11 protein-coding genes and 1 pseudogene are annotated in these 17,399 nt (G+C 51.0%); 3 read left to right on the plus strand and 9 right to left on the minus strand.

From position 1 onward, the window contains the following. Positions 1-313: 313 nt before the first annotated feature. The 4 genes from KJ869_06245 to KJ869_06260 all read right to left on the minus strand — a co-directional run bounded on the left by KJ869_06245 (position 314) and on the right by KJ869_06260 (position 8,048). A complete protein-coding gene (locus KJ869_06245) occupies positions 314-1,066 on the minus strand; it encodes an NAD-dependent deacylase (protein MBU1576793.1) in 753 nt (250 codons plus the stop codon). A gap of 98 nt (positions 1,067-1,164) precedes the next feature. Further along, positions 1,165-4,455: a T9SS type A sorting domain-containing protein gene (locus KJ869_06250; GenBank protein ID MBU1576794.1), complete on the minus strand. Its 3,291-nt coding sequence runs from the start codon at positions 4,453-4,455 to the stop codon at positions 1,165-1,167. A 10-nt stretch (positions 4,456-4,465) separates the two neighbouring features. Continuing rightward, positions 4,466-5,569, minus strand: coding sequence for a T9SS type A sorting domain-containing protein (locus tag KJ869_06255; GenBank protein ID MBU1576795.1), 1,104 nt, complete (start codon positions 5,567-5,569; stop codon positions 4,466-4,468). Positions 5,570-6,326: 757 nt separating this feature from the next. Further along, positions 6,327-8,048 (minus strand): proline--tRNA ligase, encoded by a 1,722-nt coding sequence (locus KJ869_06260; GenBank protein MBU1576796.1) that lies wholly within the window; start codon positions 8,046-8,048, stop codon positions 6,327-6,329. A 207-nt stretch (positions 8,049-8,255) separates the two neighbouring features. On the opposite strand from KJ869_06260, the gene KJ869_06265 reads away from it, so the two are divergent. The 3 genes from KJ869_06265 to KJ869_06275 are packed head-to-tail and all read left to right on the plus strand — an operon-like array spanning position 8,256 to position 12,064. Then, a complete protein-coding gene (locus tag KJ869_06265; GenBank protein ID MBU1576797.1) occupies positions 8,256-9,917 on the plus strand; it encodes a peptidyl-prolyl cis-trans isomerase in 1,662 nt (553 codons plus the stop codon). Positions 9,918-9,919: 2 nt separating this feature from the next. After that, on the plus strand, positions 9,920-10,741 hold the full coding sequence (locus KJ869_06270; GenBank protein MBU1576798.1) for a peptidyl-prolyl cis-trans isomerase: 822 nt from the start codon (positions 9,920-9,922) through the stop codon (positions 10,739-10,741). 42 nt (positions 10,742-10,783) lie between these two features. Continuing rightward, complete coding sequence (locus KJ869_06275; GenBank protein MBU1576799.1) at positions 10,784-12,064, plus strand: peptidylprolyl isomerase; 1,281 nt, start codon at positions 10,784-10,786, stop codon at positions 12,062-12,064. Between the two features lie 59 nt (positions 12,065-12,123). Here the strand turns inward: KJ869_06275 and KJ869_06280 are convergent, their stop codons facing one another. The 5 genes and pseudogenes from KJ869_06280 to KJ869_06300 form a co-directional block, all read right to left on the minus strand. Continuing rightward, positions 12,124-12,888, minus strand: coding sequence for a carbon-nitrogen hydrolase family protein (locus tag KJ869_06280; protein ID MBU1576800.1), 765 nt, complete (start codon positions 12,886-12,888; stop codon positions 12,124-12,126). Positions 12,889-13,056: 168 nt separating this feature from the next. Then, positions 13,057-13,346: pseudogene (locus KJ869_06285) on the minus strand (GIY-YIG nuclease family protein). A gap of 95 nt (positions 13,347-13,441) precedes the next feature. Then, a complete protein-coding gene (locus KJ869_06290; protein ID MBU1576801.1) occupies positions 13,442-16,390 on the minus strand; it encodes a hypothetical protein in 2,949 nt (982 codons plus the stop codon). Then, positions 16,387-16,857 (minus strand): hypothetical protein, encoded by a 471-nt coding sequence (locus KJ869_06295; GenBank protein MBU1576802.1) that lies wholly within the window; start codon positions 16,855-16,857, stop codon positions 16,387-16,389. The genes KJ869_06290 and KJ869_06295 overlap by 4 nt, the downstream gene beginning before the upstream one ends. Further along, positions 16,854-17,396, minus strand: coding sequence for a DUF4416 family protein (locus KJ869_06300; GenBank protein ID MBU1576803.1), 543 nt, complete (start codon positions 17,394-17,396; stop codon positions 16,854-16,856). The genes KJ869_06295 and KJ869_06300 overlap by 4 nt, the downstream gene beginning before the upstream one ends. Between the last annotated feature and the right edge of the window lie 3 nt (positions 17,397-17,399).

Raw genomic sequence — 17,399 nt, forward strand, 5'->3', positions numbered from 1 at the left:
GCTCCTGGCCATGTTCGCTCCTGTAGCTAATTGTTATAGTTATCGGTTTACCGGTATTAATATACAACTATGGTTGCCCTGTTGTCAAGAAGGTATTTCCTGGATCTCATTTATAAATCCTGAAAGACTTGGCCGCATTTTTTACCCTCTCTTTGGAAAATAGTCGATTTCTGATCTGCAACCTTTTGAGTTCGGCTTGGGAGTGTTTTTTAAATTATACCGTTCATAATAAAATTACTAAAAGCCAGCCCTGTCAATACAATACTTAGGCCGGCGTTGTGCCCCTGAACTTTGCAAAACCACTGCCAATCATTCAGTTCCCGCCGGCCTTGGCCTTCACGATCTCCTCCAGGACCGAGGGCATTACCTGGCCGCCCTTCCCTAAAAAGACCTGGTCGAAAATGCCGCTCAATTCTGTCCTCTCCAGGTTCACTTCGATCAAAAAGGCCCCGTTGTTCTTAGCCATCAGGCCCAGGGAGGCCGCCGGCTGGACCACTGAGGAGGTGCCCACCGAAAAGAACAGATCCGCCACCCCCGCCATCTGCCAGGCTTTTTTCAGGACCGCCTCCGGTAGCATCTCGCCGAACCAGACCACATCCGGACGGATGCGCCCGCCGCACTTGCAGCGGGGCGGGATCTCGTCGGAGGCCGGCAGGGTTTCTATCATGATGCCGCAACGGGAGCATTTGTTGCGGTTGAGATTACCGTGCAGCTCCACCATCTTGGCGCTGCCAGCCCTTTGGTGCAGCCCGTCAATGTTCTGGGTGACCAGCAGGAAATGCTTGAAATATTTCTCCATCTCCGCGATGGCCAAGTGCCCGGGGTTGGGCTGGACCAATGGGAGCTTCTCCCGGCGCCACTGGTACCACTCCCATACTTTTTTAGGGTCGCAGGCGAAGGCCTCCGGGGTGGCCAGCTTCATGGGATCGAAATCGTCCCACAGGCCCTGCATGCCCCGGAAGGTCTGCAGGCCGCTCTCGGCCGAGACCCCGGCCCCGGTCAGGACCAGACAGCTTTGGGCGCTTCTTATTGCTTCGATGAGATCGGATGAAAATACCATAGACATATATTAGCACAGCGTTGCGGATAAATGCAATTGGTTCTGCAATTAAGAAAAAGCTGGAGCTATGCTCCAGCTTTTTACTAGATAAGAGGTCTTACTGCTTACTTTATGACTACCATTTTCTTGGTAGCCCTGAAATCACCTGCCTCCAATCTATAGAAATATACCCCGTTTGCCGCTAACTTCCCGGTATTATCTTTGCAATCCCAGGTTACATTATAATAACCCATCGGTTGTTCCTGGGAAACCAATGTTTTCACTACTTGGCCTAGGGTATTGTAGATTTTAAGACTTACTTTCTCCAGCTGGGGCAATTGATACTTTATTGCTGTCTTCCCGGTGTTGGGATTTGGGTAATTTTGCATTAATTCGTAGCTGTAAATATTAACAGACTTGCTGCTGCTTTCGGCAATATTTTCTGAAGACTTGCTGTCACAATCCCTGTCAAACTCATACAAGGCAATCACCGAACAAACCGCATATTCACCAATAGTTTTGGTTATTGTTACCTCTATCTGCCCGTCTTTTAGGCAACTATTGGGAATCCAATGCTCTTCGGTAACCACTGTTTTAGGATCAATCTTGGATTTTGTATTAAAGGTTTTATCTACTGATAACGTTTGTTTTAATGTCTTGTCAAAGTTATGATAATATGTAACTTTAACCCTATACCGCTTATTTATATCTAAGTTCTGGAATTTATACTTAAGTTGTGTATTATGATAATCCACTGTATAATTCGGATGCGGGCCATAATATATGGTCCCACCTCTTTGTGTAGTATATACAAGGGATTCCTCAGAACCAAGATCAATATAAATTAATGGCACAGGGTCTATTGTCATAGGATATGTTTTAATTATTATTGAGGCCGTTGATTTAGTATTGTCTGGCATTTCTTCTGTCCAAAGTGTATATAGTTTATTTTGGGGCCAACTTTGTTTATACGCGACAGAAGGATACCGCGAAATGCCACCCTGCACCCCTGAAATATTTTGATATTGTGCATTTAATCCATTGTCATATTCAGAAAACCAAATCAAATCATAATCATCATCTTTTACATTTTTACTGTAAAGGTATTGTCCAGCTGCGGCCACCACCGGGAAATCAGCGTTTTGTCCATCGGGGTAAGAAATTACCTGTTTGTCGGACCAATCGTTTATCCCCTTGGTCTTCTTGACCACCTGATATACATCCGGGGCAATCTCCTCCTGCCAAACAACTGTGGTTTTATCGCCATAGGTGTCAACTATGGGGTGAATGCCGTTATCGCTCATCTCGAAAAATTCGCTGTTGTCCTTATAATAAACCTTGCCGGAATGGCTCCAGGCGGTCTTCAAGTTTCCGGCTTTATCCAAGGCCAGTGACGGCGATTTGAAAGCGTCGGCGCCGCCCTGATCAATGGGGATTGGAGCCAGGGTTGCAGAAGTTGAGGGGTTATAAGTAGATATCAACACTGAAGAACCGGAAGCCCCTTCGTCCACCCAGCCCAGGTATGAATTGTTGGTGTTTTGGTCCAGAACATATGAAAGATATGATATTTCGGAACCTTCGGGGCCAGTATAAATAAGTTGGGGGGCCTCGAATGCCCCGCTTACCATTTTAGAGCTATACAGTAAATTGCCGTTATTCCAGCAAATGGTGGGCAGGTTGCCGGTTGTTAATTCGATGGCCGGGTGCTTGCCCGAACCCACGGCAATCGGTGTAGTCCAAGTTTCGCCTTCGTCAATAGAAGTTGTATAATAAACATTATCGTTATTTGAAAAAACAACATGCAATTTCATGGAATAGTCAACAACAATCTTCTTTCCATTAGAAAAGGCAGTAGCATCAGGTGTATTTACTTCGGCAACAACTGGATCACCGGGGTTGGGCGGATATATCGTTTTTGTGTTCGAATCGAAATTTACCTCTTCACCCATGCTTATTACCGCTCTTAATTGATAGATAGTTTTCGTGTTGATGGTTTTATTTTGAGAAAAATAATTTTCTGTTCCTTCATATATTTTACCTAAACCCATTTGATATAACTCAAAGCGCAGAAAGTTTTTTGGTCTGCTGCCAAGAAGCCAATCCCAATTGAATCTCACTCTGGCGCCGTCATAAGTAACAGCCAGTGTAGGTCTTTTCTTATAAAAAGCAGAATATGTCTGTCCTATTGCAGAGGGACAGACCTTATGGTCCTGGTAATAATCATCAGACCAACCGCAAAAGTAGAGATACGTTTCATTGTAATAAATGAATGGTGCCGCACCGACCGAAAATACTCTCGATACGGGCACAAATGCATAAGGAGATTGATAAGATTGGCCGTCAATATTTACATTACCCAAGCTTGTAGTACTTCCCACATCTAATACCACATTCTGGACTCTGCTTTCTTGAACCGTTTGTGGAATATAATCCAAAAAAGTACTGCTGCCGATGTTTCCCAAATCGCTATATTGCGGGGTTTCGGGTCTGGACTCATGGTCTTTTTCATATATCCATGTCTCATAAATTGAAATTTTATTATCACCATTTAGATCAGCATTAACCGTTGGTGGATAAGCATAGCTTTCTCGTGTGGGTTCAAACAAGGCCTTACCGCGCTGGCTATTTAAATTGTGAAAACTCATTTCCTGGTGGTAATATGTTATCCCATTATATATTTCATTTTCCGGCAAAGGTGATCCATTTCTAGTTACATCATCAGCCTTCCATGAAGCTTCATCAAAGGAAGCTGCTGTGTGAATGACCGTTTTAGTATCCTTCAAATAGTCAATAAAACCACCACTATAACATTGACCAAACCAAAAAATCCTTTTTTGATTAGTAATAGAATTTATAGGTGGCGCAAAGTCTCTTGCATATATTATCCCATCATTTACATTAAAATGATGGCTATTCAGCGGCGGCTCTTCATCTATGCCGCCGTGGCTATTATTATAAACGAATAAAATATCTTCCGGTGTCATTGCGGGGACACCCTGGTCGCCGTTTCCATTTTTAAGCCACATTAACATATCGTATACATTTTGTTTATTTTCAGGATAGTCGGTTAAATTATATATTCCATGCCTTTCATAAGGGTTATACCTTATACCCGCATCTAGCCAGTCTCTGCCATTTGAATACAACACATATATGCCATCTACCGCTGCCCCTTTCTTTTTCTCCGGCCAGCCGTATTTTTCATAAAGCAGTTCCCACATCAAATAGGTATCGTTCCAGAATTCATCGCGCGTTATATCATCTTTGGCAACTACCGCCGGATCCCACCCTTCGGGAATGTTCATGCCCTTATAGGTAACGCCATGGCTCATAACAATTGCAGTATTATCTGCTAACAACACAGTGCTTAACTGTATTAGAGCAAATAAAATTATAGGCATTGCTATCTTTTTCACTGTGATTCTCCTATTTAATTATTAACATTTTATGAAATGCGGTAGGTGCGTTATTTATTTTCAGTCTGTATAAATATATGCCGTTAGCAAAAGATGAATCCACCGGTATGATTGTTTCATGCCTACCCGGTGTACGTGAGCCTACATTGATTGTTTTTTTCAATTGCCCGATAATATTATATATTTCAAGCTTTAAGTTGCCTTGGTATTTAATTTCATAAACGACCGTCGTTTTAACATTAAAAGGGTTTGGTTTATTGCATATGATCCTATTTGCCCAAGTAATTGTATCCGGCATAAATCCATTGCCGGTATCAATGCCGACAAATTGATGGGAATAAAATATATCACCATTGGCATGCCAGGCTGAATGGATATCGCCAATTTGGTCGTAATATATTGAGGGGAAAGAAGAACTGTTTACGTTTGTCAAGTAAGCAGGCGTCTCCCAAGCACCTGTGCTGTCACGGCGCCAATATAATATACCCACAGTTGTTCCACTGCCAATTGTCCAAAGGATATGAGACGTGCCAACAGCATAGTTTATTTGTGGTTCTAATGCATCATATGTATCAGAAGGCAACATTAAAGGCACACTCCAATTGTTGCCATAAAAATTACAGTAATAGCCCTCGTTCTTAATAGTTGCAATATTTCTCTCTTCCCACACCAAATGAAGCGTATCGCCGCGCCCAATAGCAAGCCTTGGTTTACAAGATTGTCCGGTAGACATATCCGGTGGCATTGGCATTCGTTTCCAAATATTGTTTTCCCGCTTGAAATATATCAGTGGATAACCCTTGCTATTGCGGTAATCCATGGCAATTACATGCAGGTCATCCTTGCTGTCAATGGCAATGTCTGCCCAGGCCATAACAATATTGGTATCCCTTTCCAGTTCCAACGGCTGGCTCCAGTTGTTCCAGTCCCATTTGCTGTACCAAATGCCCCCGGTATCCGACACTTCGTGCCATACGGCATGGATATTATTTTGCTTGTCCAAAGCCATTCTTATACCCACGTTACCTCCGGGTTTGGGGAAAGCAGGCTGTGGAGCCGTCCAGATCGTATCGCTGCAATAGACATAATATATATTCCCGCTGCCTTCGTCCATCCAGCACACAAACGGCCGGTTTAAAGTATCTACTACCAATGCAGGTCTTACGGAAGAATAGGCCGGAGTGCTGCCGGATATCAGTTTGGGCGCCGACCATATGCTGTCATGCCCGGCAGAATACATTACCCAATGGGCGCCGTAAAAATTGTCGGGGTCCCAGCATTCCCATACAATATGCGATATGCCGTCCCTGCCGCCGGCTATGCACGGTATTTTAGAAATAACTTCATTTGTGTCGTTATTGGTAATATTAAAGGGTGGTTCCCAGGCAAAGAGGGTTTGGGAAGAAAGTGTTAAGACTAGTATAAGTGTTATATTTACAATATACTTATTCATGTCCCTATTGTATGAAAGCAGGGGGATTTTGTCAAGACAATAAATAGGAAAAAGCCGCCATTTACATGGCGGCTTTTAATTCGTTGAATATTTTACTTCCCGGCTATATTCACATCCTTGAGACAACTGGCCGGTACTCAATGCTTCTCTGTGTATAATGTAATTGGTTCAAACGTTGTTTTTAACATAAAAGGATTGTCCACCGAAAGCGTTTGCTTTACATATTTCCCCAATACTGGCAATAAAAATTAAACCCTGTGCCCCCGGCGGGTCTTTGACCTCTCCCTGCCTGACGGCTTCCCTCCCCGCTGCGGGGAGGGAGTGAGGGTGAGGTCTGCCCGGACAGAAAGGGCAGTAAGACTGTTACCACGGGCAGCCTAATATTCTGGGCTAGCAGAGGCTGATATTCTGTCGACAATTACTGCTGTTTCAGGGGCCACATCTCCACCGAGGTCAGCTCCTGGATCTTTCTCCGCACCTCCTCGGGACGCACTTTGAACACCTGCCCGTCCTTGCGCTGTTTGATCTCCACCAGCCCCTCCCGCAGGCTCTTCTCTCCCACGTTGATGCGGATGGGGATGCCGGTCAGGTCGGCGTCCTTGAACTTGAAGCCCGGCCGCTCCTCGCGGTCGTCCAGCAGCACCTCGAACCGGGCGTCCTGCAGTTCATTATATAGGTTCTCGGCCACCTTGGCCGATTCGGTGCCCGGCCCGCCCAGCTGGCTGATGACCACCTGGTAGGGCGCCACCGACAGCGGCCAGATAATGCCCGACTGGTCGTGGCTCTGCTCGATGATGCAGGCCGCCACCCGCTCGATGCCGATGCCGTAGGAGCCCATCACCAAAGGTTTCTCGCTGCCGTCCTCGTCCACGAAATTGGCCTTTAGCGCCTGGGAATACTTGGTGCCCAGCTTGAAGACGTGCCCCAGTTCAATGGCCTGGGTGACGACCAGCGGCTGGCCGCATTTTATGCAGGGCTCCTCGGCTTTGACCATCCGGAGGTCGGCATATTTCTCCACCTTGACGTCGCGGGCCAGGTCGATACCACTCAGGTGATGGTGATCCTTGTTGGCTCCGGAGACCATTCCCTGGGCGCCTTGCAGCGCCAGATCGGCCAGTATTTTTATATCATTGATCCCCACCGGGGAGATAAAGCCCACATTGGCTTTGGTAATTTTCAGCACCTCCTCCGGGGTGGCCGGACGGAAGTTGCCCGACCCCAGGGCCGTCTGAAGCTTGGACTCGTTCAGCTCGTCGTCGCCCCGGACCAGGGCGAACACCGGCTGGCCGTCCGCCATATACAACAGGCTCTTGACTAGCTGCGAGGCCGACACTTTCAGGAACCCGCAGACCTCCTCCACCGTCCGCTTCTCCGGGGTGGGGACTTCGGATAGTTGAGCATCGGGATAGGCCGGGCTGGTGATCTTGGACTGGGCAACTTCCAGGTTGGCCGCATATCCGCAGGCCGGGCAGACCGCGCAGGAATCCTCGCCGGAGGGCGAGGCCACCATAAATTCCTGGGAGCCGCTGCCGCCCATCAGCCCGGAGGAGGCCCCCACCACGAAGAATTTGATGCCGCAGCGGGAGAATATCCGGTGGTAGGCGTCGTACATGGCCTGGTAGGAAACATCCAGTCCGGCCTGGTCCCGGTCCATGCTGTAGGCGTCCTTCATTATGAAATGTCTCACCCGGAGCACCCCGGAGCGGGGCCGGGGCTCGTCGCGGAACTTGACCTGCATCTGATACCAGTTCTGGGGCAGGTCCCGGTAGGAACGGAGCTTGGCCCGGGCCAGGTCGGTGATGATCTCCTCATGGGTGGGACACAGGGCGTAATCCCGTTTCTTGCGGTCCTTGACCCGGAACATCTCGTCCCCGAAATCGTCCCACCGCCCGCTCTCCTGCCAGATCTCGGCCGGCGCCAGGGCCGGCAGGAAAAGTTCCTGGCCCCCGGCCCGGTTCATCTCCTCCCGGATTATCTGCATCACTTTCAAAAACACCCGCCACCCCAGGGGCAGATATTCGTAGACCCCGGCGGTCAGCTGGCGGATCATACCGGATCTCAGCATCAGCTGGTGGCTCTTCATTTCGGCCTCGGCCGGGTCCTCCTTGATGGTGGGTATAAAAGCTTTACTCCAGCGCAAAGGTCACCTCATTTTTTAAGTTTAACGGTTGACAGGCTTTTATTATAACAGAATCGGCCCGGGTTTCTCAATAGATTTCTGCGCTCGCCGCGTTGCCGTAATATTTTAAAAATTCATATTGCAAACAGCGGTAAACTATGATAGACTGATGTTTCGTATTTTAATAACCGTTTATAATCCAATCTAATTGTTAAGGAGTTTTAGAAAATGAAACGATGGCTTTCTCCCGCCCTGATCTTAAGCTTGATCATAGCGCTAACTTCTTGCAGCAGCCGTGATAAGACCATCGCCAATGTCGGCAACAGCAAAGTAACCCTGGGCGATTTCCAGGATGCCTACAAGCCCCCGATGATCCCCGGCGATTCAGCCGCTGTCCTGGCCGGCAAGCAGGAACTGCTTAACCGGATGGTGGAGCAGAAATTACTGGTCAACGAGGCGGTGTCCCGCGGGATGGACAAGGACCCCAAACTGGCCCAGGATCTGGAGGAGCTCAAAAAGAACATCCTGTTGCAGGAGCTTTACAAGGATGAGATCCTTAAACATGCCCAGCCCTCCGATTCGGATGTCAAGAAATTTTATGCCCGGCTGGGCAAGGAAGCCAAGGCCAGACATATCCTGGTGAAGACCGAGGAGGAGGCCAAGGAGATCGCCAAGGCCCTGAAAGGCGGCGGGGATTTTGCCCAGCTGGCCGGCAGCAAATCGGTCGACCGGGGCTCCGCCGAGAGGGGCGGCGACCTGGGGTGGTTCGGCTGGGGTAAGATGGTCGATGAATTCCAGTCGGCGATCTTTTCCATGAAGCCGGGCCAAACCAGCAAGCCCATAAAGACCGCCTTCGGCTTCCATATAATCCGGCTGGACTCCCTGCGGGACGCGCCGCTTCAGCCTTTCGAAGAAATGAAGGACCGCATCAAACAGCAACTCTCCTCCACCCGGCCCAGGGAGCTGGCCAATAAATATATCACCAAGCTTCGGGAGGGCGCCAATATAAAGATCAAGGATGATATCATCCAGGCCCTGGCCGCCAAGCAGGCCCCCGGCCAGCCCATGCCGGCCCTACCCCAGGTTTCTCCCGAGGAGCTCAAGAAGACCGTCATCACCTACAACGGCGGCTCCTGGACCGTGCAGAACTTGTATGATAATGTAAACCGCTATATGCGCGGGACCCTGGACCTGAACCAGGCCGACCGCCTGAAGGAACAGCTGGAGGGCCTGATCGTCAGCGACCTGCTGCTGGCCCGGGCCAAATCCAAGGGCATCGAGCAGAACCCCAAGGTCAAAGCCCAGCTCAGCCGGACCAGGGACAACATGCTGGCCGAGTCTTTCTACCGGGAGGATGTCTCCGGCAAGGTGATGCTCACCCCCGATCAGGCCAAGAAGTATTATCAGGATAATAAAAAGGAATTCTATCAGCCGGCCAAAGCCCTGGTTCACATCATTGCCGTGCCGGAGAAGGACCAGGCCCAGGAGATCTACGGCCTGCTGTCCAAGGGGGCCGATTTCTCCCAGCTGGCCAGGGAGCGGTCGGTGGACCCCTCCAAGGCCTCCGGCGGAGCCTTGCGGTGGGTGGAGAGCAACGATGCCGAGCTCCCCGAACTTTCCCGGCTGGTATTCGGCATGGCCCTCAACCAGCCCAGCCGCCCCTTTGCCTATCGTAATAATTTCGCCATCATCAAGGTCACCGAGAAAACCCCGGCCAAACAGCGGACCTTTGAGGAATCCCAGCGGGAGATAGAGTTCAAACTGCGGCAGTCCCAGGAGGAGACAATACTGGGCGATCTGCTGGCCTCCCTTAAGACCAAATATCCGGTCAAGATTGACCAGGCTCTTTTGGCCAAGGCCGAGGCTTCAACCGCCATCGAGGAGAAATAGCCATGAAGAGAATTCTGATATCATTGGCCGTCCTGGGGCTGGCCGTTTTCGGCTGCGGAAAGAAATCAGCCGATCAGCCAGCCATTGCCAGGGTCAATAAAGCGGTGCTGGTCCAGCAGGATTTCATCGATATCCTGCCCGAGGGGATGACCAATGTCACTCCGGCCCAGAAGGAGGAGTTCGTCCGCCGCTGGGTGAACACCGAGCTGTTCTACCAGGAAGCCCAGAAGAAGGGGCTGGACAAGGAGCCCAAGATAGCCAAGCAGATCCGCGACCTTCAGAAGGAGATCCTGGCCAATCAGTTCATCCAAAAGGAGATTGTGGAAAAACTAAAGGTCACCGATACCGAGGCCAGGGAATATTTTGAGGCCCACCAGGAAGAATATCAGGCGGAGGTAAAACTCAGCCAGATACTTACCGCCACGGCCGACCAGGCCCAGATGGTCAAGGCCTCCCTGGACAATGGCGAGGATTTTGCCAAGCTGGCCCGGGAAAAATCCCTGGATCCCACCACCAAGGACAAGGGCGGCGACCTGGGAATATACCTGCGGCGCGGCAGCGGCCAGATCCCGATCGATTTCGAGGAAAAGGTCTTCTCCCTGAAGAAGGGCGGAATATCCGAACCCATCAAGCTGTCGGACGGCTACCATATCATGAAGGTCACCGAACGCCGGATATCCCCCCAGGGAGTCAAGTTTGAGGACATCCGGGAGGATCTGGTCTATGGGCTGACCATGCTCCGGCAGAAGACCAGATTCGACAATATCAGCGACAGTCTGCGGCTGGCCTCCAAGGTGGAGAGCCATCCGGAATTGATAAAATAATTCTCAGATCAACTTAAGGCCTAATATTTACGAGAGGTAATAATGAAGATTTCCAAGACCCTGCTGGCTCTATTGCTGTTGTTCGGCGGCACCGCCTGGGCCGGCGATACCCTGGATGCCGTCATCGGAAGGGTGGGCGACCAGCCGATCCTCAAGAGCGAGGTGGACCGCCAGGTCCAGCTTTACCGGATGCAGGTTCCCCAGGATCCCACCCCGCTGGATTCGCTGCGAAGAATGGCCCTGGAGCAGAAGATAGAGAACTATGTGATGCTGGCCCAGGCCAAGAAGGAATCCATTTTTGTAAAAGACGCCGAGATAGACGAAATACTCGACCAGCGGATCGCCGAGATGAGGTCCCAGTTCCCCACCGAGGAACAGTTCAATGCCCAGCTTAAAGCCGAGGGCACCACGGTGGCCCAGCTCAAGGCCAAACACCGCAGCGATGTCAAGAGTATGCTTATCGTTCAGCGGTTGATCGACCGGAACCTTCGTTCCCAGGTCACCCCGCCGACCACCAAGGAGCTGGAGGCTTTCTTCGCCAGTCACAAGGATTCCCTCCCCGGCGAGCCGGAGAAGGTCGACCTCTCGCATATATTGATAGCCCCCAAGCCGGGCCAGAAATCCAAGACCGACGCCCAGGCCAAGGTTCAGCAGGTGTTGAACCAGCTCAAGCTGAAGAAACCCTTTGCCGAGGTGGCCAAAAAATATTCCCAGGATCCGGGCTCCGCCTCCAACGGCGGGGACCTGGGTTGGTTCGGGCGCAACCAGATGGTGCCGGAGTTCGAACAGGCGGCCTTCGCCCTCAAGCCGGGACAGGTGTCCGGCGTGATCGTCACCCAGTTCGGATTTCACATCATCAAACTGCTGGAAAAGAAGGGTGATCAGGTTCATGCGGCCCATATTCTGATCATGGTCGCTCCCTCGGCCGCCGATATGTCCAAGGCCAAAAGAACGATCACCGCCCTGCACGAGAGGGTGATCGTCGGCAAGGAAAATATCAACAAGCTGGCCAAGACTTACTCCGATGACCCTGAGGCCAAGAACACCGACGGCAAACTGATGGGCATCCCGGTGGAGGGCTTCCCGGCCGAGATCAAGGATGAGCTGGCCATCCTGAAGGAGGGGGAGGTCAGCGACGTGATCGAGACCCCCACCGGTTTCCACATCGTCAAGCTGGAAAAACGCTACCCGGCCAAGACCGCCACTATGGAAGCAGTCAGGGAGCAGCTGACCGAGTATTTGAAGTCCAAGAAGATGCAGGATCTCTACGAAGCCTGGATGAAGAAGCTGAAAACCCAGTATTTCATTGAACGCAAGTTATAGAAGCTATACAAACAAAAAGCCCCGCCAACGGCGGGGCTTTTATATTTATGCATAAGGCATCATTCTAATGGCATTTTCACCACCAGCATTCCTTCTTTCCAGTCGGACGACTGGGCCAGGCATTTTCCCTCCGGGGAGAAAAGATATCCGCCCCCGGGGAAATCCTCGTCCACTGTCCGGCCGGCCTGGGTGGCTACGGCAATATGGAGATCCTGATCGGCGGCATATTTGCCCAGCTTGCCGAAGCATTCGCCCCTCCACCAATCGTAACCCTCCTGCCAGTTCCTGGCCTTTTGTTCCCCGTAAAGGCCGGGTGCGGCGCACGCTATGACCAGCCTGGCCCCCTTGTGGGCCAGCTCGCGGAAGATGTTTTCATCGTCAATATCGGCGCAGATGGCTATGCCGTATTTCATGCCTGAGTGTGAAAAGACCGGCTGGTCATTACCCGGACTGAACCACTCGGCCTCTTCGTCCTTGATGGTCTTCTTGCGGTAATATCCCAGGACCGCTCCATCCTGCGCCACCAACTGGGTGATGAATGGTTTGCCTGCGGCGTTCTCCTCCACAAACCCGGCGATGATGGTCGTATGGTATTCCCGGCTTAGATCAGCGGCCTGCCTGATGGCGGGATGATCCCGGGAGATAACCGCCTGAGGATGCTGCTGGGGATCGATATACCCGGTGATGTTCATCTCCGGAAAGTAGACGATATCGGCCTTGGCATCTTTTGCCTGGTCAAGATAACGGCGCATCTCTTTTATATTTTCATCTATGGCCGCCTTCTCGCACCGCATTTGGATAAGGGCAAGGGATATAAATGTCATACCTATTTATTGCTTGATAAAATAATACATAACCTTCCTGTCGTCTCGATACGCCCGCCCAGAGTTGAGGTGCTTTTATAGCATCTAATTCTGTCCGGCACTCGACGACCAGGCTTAACAATATTAAGTGCGCTGAAAAAATAACAAATATGAAATCTTGTGGTTCTTTTAGCTTTTTCTAAACGATTTCTTGGCCAACTTTGGTAACTCTGAAAATTCGCCCATTATTAATGATTTTTTCTTTTTTGGCTCCAGTTTTGTATCTGTTTTTCCCGATTGAATGCCTGATCTATTCTAGGGTATTCTTCATAATAAACCAAATCAACCGGCAAACGTTTTTTCGTGTAGTTCGCCCCCACACCACTTTGGTGTTCGTTCAGTCTTTTTTTGAGGTTCACTGTACTGCCGGTATAATAGGTGCCATCATTACATTTAAGTATGTACATGTAACCCATCATAGACATAATTTAATCACTGCTTAATGACCAACATCGGGCAATCGTATATTTCGGTTGCCGAGTTAGCCAAAGGCTAGTATCGAGGAAACCGAATATTAAAACTTTATGCTCATCCCTTCCCCGCTGCCGCCGAAGCCGATGGTCCACCGCCAGTCGAACTGCTTCTTGCCCTCTTCCGGCTTATTTATCCACAACGGGAACATCAGCCGCATCGGCCCCAGGGCCAGCGACAGTCCGGCATCGGCCCGGATGCCATCGGCGGAGAACTCCAGCCAGTCGTTAGCCACCTGTCCGGCCCCGGCAAAGAATGAGACCGGGCTCTTCATTATGGGCAGGGTCATATTAACCGCCAACAGGTTCTTGCCCCGGATATGGGTGCCGTAATAGCCCGGCAGGTTGGCTCCGCCGTCCACATGATAATGTTCCTGGGTGGAGAACCCGTCCTTTCCTGAGGCTAGCATGTTATCCAGCCCGGTGCTTTTGAAGCTGCCGGCCAGAAAGAACTGCTCCTGAGCCGGGGCCGGCCCCTGGATGTACCCGGCTACTAAACGGAATCTGGGGTTGATATGTTCATTGATCCTAAAGGTGAGTTTTTCCTCCAGTTCAAATTTGAGGTAGTTGTTGATATCCGATTTCGGTCTCTGGAGGTAGCCTGCGGTTATCGTGCTGAGAAATAGTGACCGGCCCCAGTGGCTGGTCAGATTATAGCCCCGCTGGGCCATCAGGCTGACCACTGCCGCAGTGTCCACGTCGCGGGGATCCCAGAAACGGTAATCCTTGTAGCGGGTATAATCCAGCCGCACGTCGAAACTCTCGGTGGGATCCAACATCAGCCGCGGCCCCCAGGTCCGTTTGAGCCCGATCCCGGCATAGTTGATATCGAAGGCCGAGCTGGCGGCAAGATAGATCCGCGGCGGCCGGGAGCGTGAATCCACCGGGGTCTGGTAATCGAAGCTGAAGCTGATCTCTTTCGATTTAAACCCGTAGAACGGCGAAAAAGACCACTGGTGATGCCCCACCATGGGATCGCCGTCGGCCAGGTAAGCGCCGTGGAATATGGTCCCCAGGCGGAAGCCGTTGACCTGGTCATACCAGGGAACAGGCAGCCAGAACATATTGTAGGATTCGAAGGACGGCAGGCGGGGGCCCAGGGTTATCTTATATTTCCGGGGCCGGCAATTATTCCAGCGGTTGGTTTCCAGCAGAACATTGTCGGGATCGATCACGGCGGAGATCAGTTTCCCGTCGGTCTGCAGCAGAAAGGTTGTATCCCTTCCCCTGCCGCTCCATAAAACATCGTATTTTTTATTGATGGCGTCCTCGGCTGAGAATGCCGCCGGGATGGCCAGATCCCCATTTCTGGCCAGTGTGATACTGTAGGTGTTTCTTTGTTCCTTTATCTGACGCACCGAAGCCACCGAGTAATCACTCATTCCGGTGGTTTTTAACCAGGGAGCAAAATATGGCTTGACGTCTTTTTGTGAATATTTTTTTACCGCATCATAGAATTTTTCCGTACTGACATGCCGGAACTGGTTGTCGCGGTAATAACCCTGCATCACCCGGTCGAAAGCAGAATTCCCCAGATATTCTTTTAGCCACCACATCATGGCCGCCGGCTTCATGTAGGCGCTGGCGGCATACTGCCCCATCTCCCCGGAGATGCAGGCCCTGGTATCGACCGGCTGATCCATTCTATTGGCAGAATAAAGGTAGGGAATCATCCGTCCCACATTCCGGTTGCTGGCCTCTGGTAATAATCTCCTCAGGGACTCCTTGGCCAGATAGTTACCGTCCGGGCCGTATTTCTCCTCAAAATATCTCTGCTCCGAGAAGGAGTTGATCCCCTCGTCCAGCCAGGCCTCGTCCATCTCGTTGTTGCCCAGGATGCCGTAGAACCACTGGTGGCCGATCTCGTGCATCACCACCATCTCCAGGGTCCGGGTGTATTGATCCTCGCCGGTGGACACGATCACCATATTAGGATACTCCATGCCGCCCCCGGCGGCCATGTCGCCCTCACAAACGGTCAGGGTGGAATAGGGATATTGGCCGTACCACCTTCCGTAGTAATCCAGGGCATCCTTGGCGTACTGCATCACGTTCTTCCAGCGTTCCTTCTGCCCGGGCCGGTAGAGGATTTTTATGGCGATGTCGCCGTGCAGCTCGGAAATCTCCGAATATTCCGGATCGGCGCACCAGGCAAAATCGTGAACATTATCGGCTGTAAATAGGTGATAGGATACTGGCTCATTGACCTGTAAGATCGTATCCTCCGGATCCAGGATCTCCTCCCCGGTGGAGCCTATTTTGAAATCTTTGGGAACGGTCAGGCCCACTTGAAAGCTCCCATAGTCCCCGTAGAACTCGCCGATATAATGATAGCCGTCGGCATGCCAACCCTTGGCATCGTAAACGGCGATCTTGGGATACCACTGGGAGATCTCGTAATGAATCCCGCTATGACCCATCCTGGAGAAAAATTTCGGCACCTTGACATTGAAATCGAAATAGAAATCCACCGAATCACCGGGAGCCAGAGGCGCCGGCAATTCCAGACTGGCCGAGGTCGAGTCCAGCTTATATTTTGGTTCTTTGAATTTTTTATTAACAGCCGGGTGGTTGCCTCCGTAATCACCAAATATCTCCATTTCATCCGCTCGGCCGCCCCGGATAAATGGGACACCATATTCTGGGCCGTATTTGAATACTGCGGTGCTGCCAGCCACCAGCAGTGAATTGATCTCGATCCATCCCCTTTCCTCCGGGGAGGAGTGCCGGATTCGGTAGTCCTGCTGTTGTTCTGCTTCCCGGGCAAAGAAGGTGGAGTTGTCCCGGTAGGCGTTGGGATACAGATTGAACCAAACACTGTTCAAAGTATCCGGCGAGTTGTTGAAATATCTCAGATGCTGGGTGGCAAATATCTTGTGCTCCACCGTATCCAGCCGGGCGTCGATATTATATTCCACCCTCTGCTGCCAGGCCTGGCAGACGCTAGCAAAGATCAGGGGAAGAACCGCTAAAAGTAAACTGATCCTTTTCATTTTGGCTCCGTATTGTTTTTATTGATCTCTTTGTTCTTCGCCGGCTCGGCCGGTTTTATTCTGTCTTTTAAAACCGCCATGATCTCCTCGCGGTGTTTTCCGTATTGCAGGTATATGCCCCTGAAATTCTCCAGCCAGGTCTGTTTGGCAAAAGGCGACAGCAACACCCCGTTCTTGTCGGGATAATGGCTGTTGATCTGCTCCCACTTGCGGGCGATGGTCACCCCGCCCCGCTTCATGCTTACCCCCTGGTGATCGAAGGTATATCTGCTCTTAAGGAAGAAAGGGAACTCCGAGGAAAAAAGAAGAAGAAACCCCAGTCCAGCCCACAGCCAGGACTGCATCAAAAGATAGATAACCACCATCGCCAGCGGCGGGGTCAAAATGGCTATCAGGGCCTTGGTCCGGGACTCCGCCAGTGGGAAGACAGTCCATTCCATAATTATTTTTCTCTGCTCCTCGGTCATTGCGCCTCCTTGATCTGTTTTCGGTAATCATCCTTCAATGCCTGAAAATATTTTAACGCCTCGGGGCACTGGTAGTCGGGATAGGTCCATTCCAGCGGCTTGAACCCGTCCCCCCGGTAGATGAGGGTGACATCCCCATAAATACCCTGGCCCAGGTAGACCCGGTGGGAAAAATCCTTGCAGGTGGCCAGTATCACCCGGGCCTCGTTAACATAACCCGGATCGATGTTCACGATCCGCCCGGTGCTTTCACTGGCCTTCAGGTATTCATCCTCCAGTTGATTCGATATCAGCTTAAGCTCCGGCAATTTCCCCGGGTCCTCCAGTTGGTGCAGGCTCCACCAGGTCCGGAAAAGCTTGGGGCCCATCTCCGGGGCGTAGTAATCGGTGGAGCCGCTGAAATCCAGCACCTGGCTTTTACGGTCTATCACACCAAAATGCTTATGCAGTTCCCTTTCCAGGTCACACAGACTCACTTCGGGGGAATATATCAATCCCAGAAAACATTTGACCGGCTTGACCATTCTGATTATGGACATATT

The organism is Candidatus Edwardsbacteria bacterium (assembly GCA_018821925.1).
Classification (GTDB): Bacteria; Edwardsbacteria; AC1; order AC1; family EtOH8; genus UBA2226.